7 protein-coding genes, 1 tRNA gene and 1 pseudogene are annotated in these 10,597 nt (G+C 62.7%); 6 read left to right on the top strand and 3 right to left on the bottom strand.

What is annotated here, in order from left to right; all coding sequences use genetic code 11:
- Positions 1–267 (top strand): annotated as a pseudogene (locus QZT63_RS16615) (CHAD domain-containing protein); the annotation flags it as partial.
- A gap of 11 nt (positions 268–278) precedes the next feature.
- Positions 279–1,058: a ParA family protein gene (locus QZT63_RS16610; RefSeq protein WP_290652643.1), complete on the top strand. Its 780-nt coding sequence runs from the start codon at positions 279–281 to the stop codon at positions 1,056–1,058.
- Between the two features lie 272 nt (positions 1,059–1,330).
- Here the strand turns inward: QZT63_RS16610 and QZT63_RS16605 are convergent.
- A tRNA-Val gene (locus QZT63_RS16605) sits at positions 1,331–1,407 on the bottom strand.
- A gap of 564 nt (positions 1,408–1,971) precedes the next feature.
- Here QZT63_RS16605 and QZT63_RS20150 point away from each other — a divergent pair.
- Positions 1,972–2,220, top strand: a complete 249-nt coding sequence (locus QZT63_RS20150) for a DUF1326 domain-containing protein (protein WP_366637417.1) — start codon at positions 1,972–1,974, stop codon at positions 2,218–2,220.
- Positions 2,221–2,306: 86 nt separating this feature from the next.
- On the opposite strand, the gene QZT63_RS16595 is transcribed toward QZT63_RS20150, so the two are convergent.
- Positions 2,307–2,963: a LuxR C-terminal-related transcriptional regulator gene (locus QZT63_RS16595; RefSeq protein ID WP_290652639.1), complete on the bottom strand. Its 657-nt coding sequence runs from the start codon at positions 2,961–2,963 to the stop codon at positions 2,307–2,309.
- A 360-nt stretch (positions 2,964–3,323) separates the two neighbouring features.
- Here QZT63_RS16595 and QZT63_RS16590 point away from each other — a divergent pair, with 360 nt between their 5' ends.
- Positions 3,324–4,775, top strand: a complete 1,452-nt coding sequence (locus QZT63_RS16590; protein WP_290652637.1) for a GntP family permease — start codon at positions 3,324–3,326, stop codon at positions 4,773–4,775.
- 342 nt (positions 4,776–5,117) lie between these two features.
- Here the strand turns inward: QZT63_RS16590 and QZT63_RS16585 are convergent, their stop codons facing one another.
- Positions 5,118–6,380 (bottom strand): MgtC/SapB family protein, encoded by a 1,263-nt coding sequence (locus QZT63_RS16585; RefSeq protein ID WP_290652635.1) that lies wholly within the window; start codon positions 6,378–6,380, stop codon positions 5,118–5,120.
- A gap of 627 nt (positions 6,381–7,007) precedes the next feature.
- On the opposite strand from QZT63_RS16585, the gene QZT63_RS16580 reads away from it, so the two are divergent.
- A complete protein-coding gene (locus QZT63_RS16580; RefSeq protein ID WP_290652633.1) occupies positions 7,008–9,737 on the top strand; it encodes a cation-transporting P-type ATPase in 2,730 nt (909 codons plus the stop codon).
- 384 nt (positions 9,738–10,121) lie between these two features.
- The coding region (locus QZT63_RS16575) for a hypothetical protein (RefSeq protein ID WP_290652631.1) at positions 10,122–10,597 on the top strand (476 nt) is incomplete at its 3' end.

Genomic DNA, 10,597 nt, shown 5'->3' with positions numbered 1-10,597 from the left:
CGGGAGTTGAAAACGCTGTCCGATTGTCTCGGCGATGACCACGATCTCATGGTTCTCAGGGCGGCTCTGCTAGCTGAGCCGGAGCGCTACGGCGGCGAAGAGCGCTTGACGAGCCCGCTTCTGTGCATGGGGCAACGCCAGGAAGAACTTCGTGTCGAGGCCTTTAGTCTGGGCCGGCGTCTCTACAGCGAGTCGCCGAAGGCCTACCAACGGCGTCTCGAAGGCTGGTGGGAACTCTGGCGGAATGACTGCCAGCAACCGTATTGAGGCGGTATCCGATGCGCGTGATCGCTCTGTGTCATCTCAAGGGAGGGGTTGGCAAGACAACAGGTGCCGTTAACCTCGCCTATCAGGCAGCAAAGGCGGGTTACGGGGTGCTTTGCTGGGATCTTGACCCCCAAGGCGCAGCGACCTGGTATCTCGGTTGTGAACCCGATGGGCCGCACGGCAAACGGCTCGTAAACAGTCGTCAGGCCTTATCGGGATCCGTCTTGGCGACAGCCTGGCCGAATCTCGACTGTGCGGCCGCCCATCATACGTTGCGAAATCTCGATGTTCGGCTGGACCGCGCGGGCGGGGCGCGCGCGAAGTTCCTCCGTCGCCTGCTGAAACCGGTAGCGCGTCGCTATGATGTGGTATTCGTTGACTGCCCACCGGGTCTTTCCCGCCTCGCCGAGGCGGTCTTTCGCGCCGCCGATAGTTTGCTGATGCCAACCATCCCGTCCCATTTATCCGTGCGGGCTTATGATGAGGTCGTTCGCGAGCTTGATCGCCTGGGGATCTACAGGCGCTCGTTATATCCGTATTTCTCTCTTGTCGATCGGCGGCGCGCGATACACAGCCAATGGCTGGCACAACCGCCCGAATCCATGGTGAACGTTCTGCAATCCTGGATTCCATCTGCTGTGGATAACGAGCGCATGGGCGAACATCGCGCGCCTGTTGGTGCCTTTGCCCCCCGCAGTCGCGCGGCCCGAGCCTGGCGCGCGCTTTGGCAGGAGCTGGAATTCCGTCTGCACATGCCCCCTCCGGCGCAGACGGCAGAGCGGGCCGGGTAGAGCTGCCAATTTTTGCCGTCAGAATACGGCGATGCCCTCACCCTATACGAACCGACCGTTTGTGGGCCGATATCTAACAGACAGGCGCATGGATTCAGCTACCGTCCGGCTGGGTAGGGTTAATGCGTTCACTGCCCCATACATCGGGCACTTGCACCCTTCTGTGTACACTCGGGGTGGTCACAGATCGGTCACATACCGCCCGACCTCTAGCCGGTGACAAAAAAGGCGACCCCGGAATCTCCGTAAGTCGCCGTTTTCGCTCTGAATGTTGGTAGGCGCGAGTGGACTCGAACCACCGACCCCCACCATGTCAAGGTGGTGCTCTAACCAGCTGAGCTACGCGCCTGTCGCGATTCAGGCGAGCATTCTACAGCGTTCCCGACACCTGTCAAAGGCCGCGGAAAACCAGCAGCAATTCTAATTATGGCGCTGAACCCAGAGCCTCACGGGTGTCGGCGCGCAGCAGATAATGGTGCATTACGCTTGCGTTAATGCATGTCTACGCCCTTCGATAGGACCCAGTGCCATGGCATGGCTGGACGCCATACCCGTAGGGCGGGTTAGCGCAGCGTAACCCGCCGTCGATGACATGGCGCCGCAGGCGCACAACTCGTGTTGCGCCCGTGCGCCTGCGGCGCGATTTGTTTAACGGTGCATTACGCTGGCGCTAATGGCACCCTACGCCCTTCGATAGGACCCGGTGCCATGGCAGGACTCCACCACGTACCCACCGCGGGAGTGACGGCCGGGAGCCAGCGCCAACGGAAGATCGGCAAAATTAGAACTGCTGGAAAACCAGGCCACAAGTGGCTGTTGAGAACGCCCCTCGTCATCACACACTTTAACTTCCGCTGTTTAATGGCACGTCGCCTAGTGCTGGAGGCCTGAGTAAGAGAAGGCCCCGTCTCCCTTGGCACCGTTAACGGATGAGTGCGCCGGTGATGGACAGCGGGACGCCCTGCAAACGATCTTCTCGGGCGACGTAGGCGGTTGGATGGGCATTTTCGCCGAGCTTGCGGGTCAGGTGCGGGGTGGGGAGTTTGTGCCAATCGAGTTCGACCTCGCCGACGATCTCGCTCATTGGCGAGCCGAGATTCGCGGCAAGGTGAAGGCTTTCGCCGATAACCTGTCCGCAAGGGACGCGTTCCGGTGGGCGTGATCGCGGATTCTACCGTTCGCGATCCGATGCCCGGTGGGGGGTCGTGAGGGGCCGTTTCATGAAGCGGTAACGATCACGATAAGGCCTTACGAGGCCCGGGCGCTCCTGATTTCCATTTCCATTTCCATTAGGTTCGCATTGATCGCCATTCGGATCAGGTCGCAAAGGCTTGTCGCGCCGGTCTTGCGCATGACCTTGGCGCGATAGACCTCCACAGTTCTCGAGCTGATGTTTAACGCGCGGGCAATCTCCCGGTTCGAGCAGCCCCTGACTACGAAGACGGCAACCTCGAGCTCTCTGCTCGTCAAGTTGCTTAAACGCGCGCTTAGATCTCGCCGGCGATCCCGGCTCAAGGATGCATGCCGCGCACGGCGCTGTGCCGCATGCACCGCATCCAGCAAGAGCTGATCGTTGAAGGGGTTCTCCAGTACATCCGCGGCGCCATTCCTGAGCGCCTCCACAGCCGTGGTCACATCATTCGGCTCCACCAGCAGGATGACGGGGGCGATCACTCCGTGTTGCGACAACTGGTGAATGAATGGCGCGCCCAGCACACCGGGTGCGCTGGCATCCGCCAGCACACACCAACCCTGTGGCGTTTTGTGCGCGCTTGCCCAGAACGCTTGAGCCGAGTCAAACCAGTCGGTATCGATTTGAACGGAGGAGAGAAGTTGGTGCAGCGTGACTAGCGTGTCGACCTCATCCTCGATGACAGCGATAGTCGGCCCAACGGTGGTTGTCATGGCGTGCTCCCTTCGCCAGGCGATAAGCCCGGTACGCGGATTAACATCGGTCACGTTCACCGGAGACTAGCGATTACGATGCATCGGAATTGGCGCTCTGTCACGTTGCTATGCAATATACGCAGCCGACTCGCCCCGCGTTCCGCACCTCGGAGCCCGGATTGCAAGGCGGGTATGCGAAGAGCGGACCTGGATGCAGGGTTGGCAGTCGGGCATGGCCCTTGCCGACTGCGCTGTGAACGGTAGCGACGTCGCAGTGGCGGCGATCGTCGCGTCGGCTAACGAACTGGTCCAGGATGCCATCTGTCCCGTCACCATTCACGGTGGCTCGGCCACGAATACAACCAAAGGTAGCGAACAATGATCGGAGTGCTTGCAATCGTCGTCGCCCTGATCCTGCTGATCTACCTGGCCTATCGCGGGATCAGCCTGCTGATTCTGGCGCCTGGCCTGGCTGCGTTGGTGGCCCTGGTGTCGGTGGAGACGCCGCTGCTGGCGAGCTACACGCAGGTCTTCATGGGTGCCGCAGGGGAGTTCATTGTCCGCTACTTCCCTTTGTTCCTGCTGGGTGCGATCTTCGGAAAGCTCATGGAGGACTCCGGCAGCGCCGAGGTGCTCGCCCAGGTGATCGTCAAGCGGCTGGGTGATGCCAGAGCGATACTGGCCGTGGTCCTCTCCTGCGCGGTCATGACCTACGGCGGGGTGTCACTGTTCGTTGTGGCCTTCGCGATCTTTCCCATCGCGGCCGCCTTGTTCCGCCAATCCAATCTGCCCAAGCGGTTAATTCCCGGGACCATTGCCCTGGGCGCCTTCACATTCACCATGACTGCGCTGCCTGGCACCCCGGCGATACAAAACGCGATCCCTATGCCGTACTTCGGCACGTCACCGTTTGCCGCACCCGGGCTTGGCATCCTCACCGGGCTGATGATGCTGGTTCTAGGCCAGGCTTGGCTGACCTACCGGGCGAACCAGGCACGCACGCGCGGCGAAGGTTACGGGGAACACACGGACAACGCCCCGGAAGTGAACAAGACCCTGCGCGAGCGCTCAGCCGGGGAAGGGTTCGACCTGCTGGAGGTGCCGCCGGAAGACACGCCGAGGGGACTGCCCCCGGTGTCACTGGCGGTTCTGCCCATTGTGCTGGTGATTGCGCTGAACCTCGTGTTCACGACGCTGGTGATTCCCGCCATGGATACCGGGTACCTTGCCGAGCCGGAATACGGCGCCACATCCATCGATTCCGTGCGCGGGGTCTGGTCGGTTATCGCGGCATTGGTCATCTCCATCGTGGTCCTGGTTGTCACCAATCTGCAGCGGCTTCCGAAACTCACCATGACACTCGACAGCGGCGCCAATGCCTCCCTGCTACCGATCTTCAATACCGCAAGCCTGGTCGGCTTCGGCTCGGTGATCGCCTCGCTTGCCGCCTTCGACATGATCAGTGCATGGATCACCTCAGTAGGCGGCGATAATCCACTGATTTCCTTGGCCATTGCCGTGAATGTCCTGGCCGGAATGACCGGCTCCGCCTCCGGAGGTATGAGCATTGCCTTGGCAACGCTGGGTGACACCTATTTGGCGATGGGGCAGGCCGCCGGGATCTCGCCGGAACTCCTGCACCGGGTGACGGCAGTTGCCACCGGCGGTCTGGACGCCCTTCCCCACAACGGCGCAGTGATCACGCTGCTGTCGATCTGCGGTTTGACGCATCGGCAAGCCTATGTGGATATCGCGGTTGTGGGGGTGCTGGTACCAATCCTGTCACTGGTTTTCCTGATCACTGCCGGCACGCTGTTCGGGACGTTCTAGTGTCCTGTCCCGTAAATAGGTTGCGAAAATTGGCGTGGATCCTGTCGGTTCCTGGCAAGGCGCGCCGACGAGGCGTAGCGGGGACTACGGCGAGGAGGCGCAACGCCGCCAGGGGCCGTCAGGGCCGCAACAATCGTAATGTTATTTGCGGGACAGGACACTAGCACGCCGCGGCCTTGCGTCGCGGCGCAGCAGCGGGCCAAGGGGGATGCGCCAGCCACAGGGGGGCGGCGCTCGCCAGTGGTGTGACGTTCGCGATACGAAGAGATTGCCAGCGTCTCGAATGGCGCGCCCGGCTGCTCGTCCAAGCCTGCGTGCAGGTAAAGGGCCGCGTAGCCGTTGTCAATTGGTCGTAAAGGGGCTCGCCAGTGTGGCCAGGCCCACGAACGCCATGAGTCCGAGTACGGGTATGACGCGGTATGCCAGGCGGCGGCCGCCGATGGCGCTAGCCATGACGGCCTTGGACAGGCTGTTTGCGGCGGCGGCAATCACAATGCCGGAGACTGCAATGTGCCGTGTGATCTCAGCATCCGCGAAACGGGCGAGGGAGACGACGATGGCGTCCACATCGGCGAGACCCGAGATCGCTGCCAGCGTGCGGATGCCCGCATCGCCGAACCAGACCTCGAACGCGGCGGTCAGCACAATGATGACGCTGAGCAGTGCCCCAAACCCGAGGGCTGCGCCGAGTTCAATGGGGTTACGTAGCGGGGATAACTGGTCGTCCACCAGTCTCAGTCGGGCTGCTTGCCAGAACGCACCGATCAGTCCGACCGTTGCCATGGCGGCCAACGGCGGTAAGGCATGCGGGAGCAGGGTATAGTTGAGCACCGAGATAATGATCAGCATGCGGACAAACATGGTGCTGCAGGCGAAGAGAATCCCCGAGGCAAGCACTGGCGTCATCGCCCCATCGCCGCGTGCCAGGCGCGCAAAATGCAGTGTGAGTGCCGTGGAGGAGGCAAGGCCGCCGAATACACCTGTTGCCAGCAGACCCCGCCGCGGGCCGGCCAGGCGCACCGCGATGTAGCCGGCGAAAGACAGGCCCGCAATGAGTACCACCAATAACCAGATTTCGTAGGGATTCCACGCCCCCCAAGGGCCGTAGTTTTGATTCGGCAGTATGGGTAACAGGACGACCGAAATGAGCAACAGTTTGAACAGTGCCTTGAGCTCGTCCCGGGTAATGCGCTGCAGCCAGTGGTGTAACTCGGGTTTGAGGCCCAGGAGCACGACAGTGGCCCCCGCCCCGGCACCCGCGATTTCCGGATACCCGAGCGTGGCCAATGAACCGAGAACAAACGTCAGGATAGCCGCCACAGCACTGGTAATACTGACGTCGTTGTGGTGACTCGAGTGGAGCGCGTAGGCGGTCACCAGGATGATGGTCACTGCAAGGAGGGCGACGCCAAAGACGGCCACTCCTCCATCGCGCCAGAGGATGCCAATAATGCCGCCGAACAGTCCCAGCAGGGCATAAGTGCGCACGCCGGCAATGCGCGTGCCCTCGCTGGCCTCGCGCCACTGCCATCCGCGTTCCACGCCGATCAGCAGACCAATGGCCAGCGCCGCGACCAAGGCCACCAGCGGATTATCCAGCGTCATCCGTTGCCTCTGTCGGAGATGCCATGCGTTGGCAACGGCCTCGTAAACGGTAGCTATGCCGTATCGTTGGCCCTGGCCTGCTGCAAAGCCCTGGGGGTTCTCGGCGAATTATTCGGCAGCGCGCAGCGGCGGCGACGGTGCGGTCGGGGTCACGGCAGCGTCGTGCAGGCCATTGGGCCGCGCCCTTAATCTTCACCTGACGCCTATGGCACTGCATCCGCTTAGTGTAATCCTGTAGTGCGGCTTGATACACCCGTTGCTTGACGCGCGTTGACGGGGGCATCGCTTGTCGCTACGGTGCCGGCTATCCGGTTTTCCCCGGAGAAGCGAGCGTACCGGATCACCGTCAGGGGCCGCCTCAACGCCTTGGCACCTGGGACGCCGCTTCCCATGGCGAGTAGAGGCGGCCAGGGTCTCGCGAAGTGCCGTGGACCATGGCTTTGGCGTTGCCAGGACGGTTCGCTGACCGAAAGCGCGCTCAGGGGTAGGGGCACTGAAGCAAGCCGGCGTCGTCCCCGAGATTCGATGCAGCCCCCGGACCAGTTCAACGGTCCGCGGCAGCGCCAACCTGCCTTGAGGGCGAGCCGTGTGCGCCCTCAAGGCATTGACAGGTGATGGCAAGCGAATATGTCGAGTGAGCAAACCCAGTGGCATAGCACGGCAGCCGACGACTGCTTGCGCAAGTTGGACGCCTCGACCAGCGGGCTCAGCGAGGAACAGGCCAATGAGCGCCTGCAGCGCTACGGCTACAACCAGTTGCCCTCGCCCGAGAAAGCCAGCCCGCTGCAGCGCTTCCTGGCTCAGTTCCACAATGTCCTGATCTATATCCTGATTGCCGCCGCTGCGGGTACCGCGTTGCTGCAGCACTGGGTCGACACGGGCGTGATCCTCGGTGTCGTGCTGATCAACGCGATTATCGGCTTCGTTCAGGAGGGGAAGGCGGAGAAAGCGCTTGATGCGATCCGGGGCATGCTGTCACCGAAGGCGCTGGCGTTGCGCAACGGGCAGCGGCGCAGCATCCCCGCGGACCAACTGGTCCCCGGCGACATCGTCTTCCTCCAGGCGGGGGACAAAGTGCCCGCCGACATGCGCCTGCTCGCGGCGCACAATATGCGCATCGATGAGGCAATGCTGACGGGCGAATCCGTCGCCGTCGACAAGCAGGCCGAGCCGGTGGCGGCGGACGTCGACCTGGGCGACCGTGCCTCGATGGCCTTCTCCGGCACGCTGGTCACGTTCGGTCAGGGCCGTGGTGTGGTCGTGGGCACGGGCGCGGACACGCAGATCGGGCGTATCTCCACAATGCTGCAGGAGGTCGAGACCCTGACGACGCCGCTATTGCGGGATGTTGCCCACTTTGGCCGCTGGCTTTCCGTCGCCATCGTTGTCCTGGCCGCCGTGACGTTCGCCTTCGGCTACTGGGTGCGTGACTACGACCTTGTCGAAACCTTCCTCGCTGCGGTGAGCCTCGCCGTCGCTGCCATTCCCGAGGGTCTGCCGGCCATCATGACCATTACGCTGGCGATCGGCGTCCAGCGGATGGCAGCGCGCAACGCCATCATACGCCGGCTGCCCGCTGTAGAGACGCTGGGCTCCGTGACGACGATCTGTTCCGACAAGACGGGAACGCTCACCCGCAACGAGATGACGGTGACATCGATGGTCACCGCCGACGATGCATTCGATGTCAGCGGCGTTGGCTATGAGCCCCATGGCGGTTTTTCCCGCGAGGGCGTGGACATCGAGCCAGCCGAGCATCCCGTTCTCTCGCAGGCCTTGCTCGCAACCCTCCTTTGCAACGACGCCGAGCTCTACCGCAAAGGCGACGACTGGGTGATGGAAGGTGACCCGACCGAAGGCGCATTGATTACGGGGGCGATGAAGGCGGGGCTCGATCCGCGGGAGATCAACGAGCTGTACCCCCGGGATGACGTGATCCCTTTCGAGTCTGCGTACAAATTCATGGCCACCTTGCACCACGGCCATGAGACGGCGAGTTCCTCTATCTACCTCAAGGGCGCGCCGGAGAGTGTGCTGGCGCTTTGTGACCAGGAGCGTACCGCCGGCGGGGATCGGCCCCTCGACCGTAAGCGCTGGGACCGCTGGATGGAGGAGATGGCTGCGCGTGGCCAGCGGCTGCTTGCGGTCGCCACCCGGGAGGTCGAAGCCGGCAAGCGTACCCTTGCCTTTGACGACGTCGAGAACGGTGGCCTCACTCTGCTTGCCGTTTGCGGCATTACCGACCCGCCGCGTGAAGAGGCGATCCACGCCGTGGGTGAATGCCAGGAAGCCGGGATCCGCGTCAAGATGATTACCGGCGACCATGCGGTGACCGCGAAGGCTATCGCCGCAGAGCTGGGTATTGGTACGCAGGGCGGCGTGGTCACGGGCCAGCAGCTGGAACAGACCACTGATGACGACCTGAGAAGCATCGTTCGCGACACGGATATTTTCGCGCGTGCGACGCCGAACCACAAACTGCGCCTGGTGAAGGCGATCCAGGAAAACCGGCAGGTGGTCTCCATGACCGGTGATGGCGTAAACGACGCCCCGGCGCTCAAGCGCGCCGACGTCGGTGTTGCCATGGGCGTCAAGGGGACCGAGGCCTCGCGCGAGGCCGCGGAAATGGTTCTGGCCGATGACAACTTTGCCTCCATAGCCCATGCGGTCGAGGAGGGGCGAACGGTCTATGACAACCTGCGCAAGGCGATCTTGTTCTTGCTGCCGACCAACGGCGGTCAGGCCTTCACCATCGTCGCAGCGATCCTGCTTGGATTGACGCTGCCGCTGACACCGGTTCAGGTGCTGTGGGTGAACATGGTCACGGCGGTGACACTGGCACTCGCGCTCGCGTTCGAGCCCACCGAGCCGGGCGTGATGCAGCGCCCACCACGACCGCCGGAGACGCCGATCCTCTCGGGGTTCCTGATCTGGCGCGTCGCGTTCGTCTCCCTGCTGCTGGTGCTCGGAACGTTTGGCCACTTTCTGTGGATGGAGTTCCAGGGCGTCGCCGTGGAGACGGCGCGCACCACGGCGATCAACACGCTGGTTGTGGGTCAGGTCTTCTACCTGTTCAATAGCCGTTACATCCTGGAGCCCGTATTCAACAGAGCGGGGCTGCTTGGCAGCCGTGCCGTGCTGATCGCCGTGGCAGTGCTGGTCGTACTGCAGGGGCTTTTTACCTACGCGCCACCCCTGCAATTTCTGTTCGGCACCACCGGCATTGGCGCAGCGGAATGGGGTCGCATTCTGGTCTTCGGGCTCCTGTTGTTTATCTGTGTTGAACTGGAAAAGGCGTTTTTGGGGCGGCGCGGGCGCTCGGCGCAACGGGCAGCGACCGCTGCGGGTACAGAGTAGCCGTAGCCACCGCCCGCTGTCTCGGCTGCAAAGCGAGAGCCCGCTCAAATGGCCCGGCATGTTCCAGAGCGGAGTATTCCAAACGGTGAACCATTGTTCAGGTCGCATGGGGACACGGCTTGTGCTTGCGTTCCCGCCCTAACCCTGCGAAGGTTTTTGTATGAACCTCGCGGGCTGAGCGACGACTCCTGTCAGGTATTCTCGCCTCCTCAGGCACCCATGCCGTGTCTGGCGTCTCGGGGCGCGCCAGCGCAGGCTGGGTTGTTGCGGTTTTCAAGGACTAAGGGAGCCCCCGGGGCGCGGCTGCGCGATTGAGTAGGTCGGCTGCGCATCGGGGTTTTCTTAACGTTGCCCAACGCGGCGACGGGGACAGGGCATGAGTCCATGCGTGCGCCATTCTGGTTGCAATTGTGTTTTTTCTGGGGTACTGCGGCCGTTGTGGTGGCGCTACCGTTTTGGATGATTCACGAGCGCGAGCTGGGCTCCTACCTGGACCGCGAGCGCGTGGAGCTTCAGGCCGCATTGCGCAGCACAGATGCTCTCCTGCGTACCATGACTGACCAGGCCTTTGCAGATCTGCTGGAGCGAGGCCAGCTGCGCGAGATCCTCGCCGAGCCCTACGACGGCCCGGCCGAGGGCATGGCCGATTTTTTCCGGCAACCCGTCCTCGACATCGGCCAACCAACGCATCGTAGCCTGCGCAATTGCTGCGGCGCCAGCCTGCACGTGCTCGGTGCCAATGGTGCGTCCATCGTTCACTTCGACGCGCGCTTGCGGCAGTCGCAAACTGACAGTGCCAGTGACCGCGCGAACATTCCGCGAGCGATGGAGACGCGGATGGGGACTCAAGGATTTGAGGT

This window comes from Aquisalimonas sp. (assembly GCF_007120195.1).
In the GTDB taxonomy this organism is placed as follows: domain Bacteria; phylum Pseudomonadota; class Gammaproteobacteria; order Nitrococcales; family Aquisalimonadaceae; genus Aquisalimonas.
The sequence above is the reverse complement of the archived record's forward strand: the minus strand, read 5'-3'. Positions and strand labels throughout refer to the sequence as shown.

Excerpts from the sequence above, each read along its gene's own strand:
- QZT63_RS16580 (WP_290652633.1), top strand. The coding sequence starts at position 7,008 with ATGTCGAGTGAGCAAACCCAGTGGCATAGCACGGCAGCCGACGACTGC.
- QZT63_RS16610 (WP_290652643.1), top strand. The coding sequence starts at position 279 with ATGCGCGTGATCGCTCTGTGTCATCTCAAGGGAGGGGTTGGCAAGACA.
- QZT63_RS16595 (WP_290652639.1), bottom strand. The coding sequence starts at position 2,963 with ATGACAACCACCGTTGGGCCGACTATCGCTGTCATCGAGGATGAGGTC.
- QZT63_RS16590 (WP_290652637.1), top strand. The coding sequence starts at position 3,324 with ATGATCGGAGTGCTTGCAATCGTCGTCGCCCTGATCCTGCTGATCTAC.
- QZT63_RS16585 (WP_290652635.1), bottom strand. The coding sequence starts at position 6,380 with ATGACGCTGGATAATCCGCTGGTGGCCTTGGTCGCGGCGCTGGCCATT.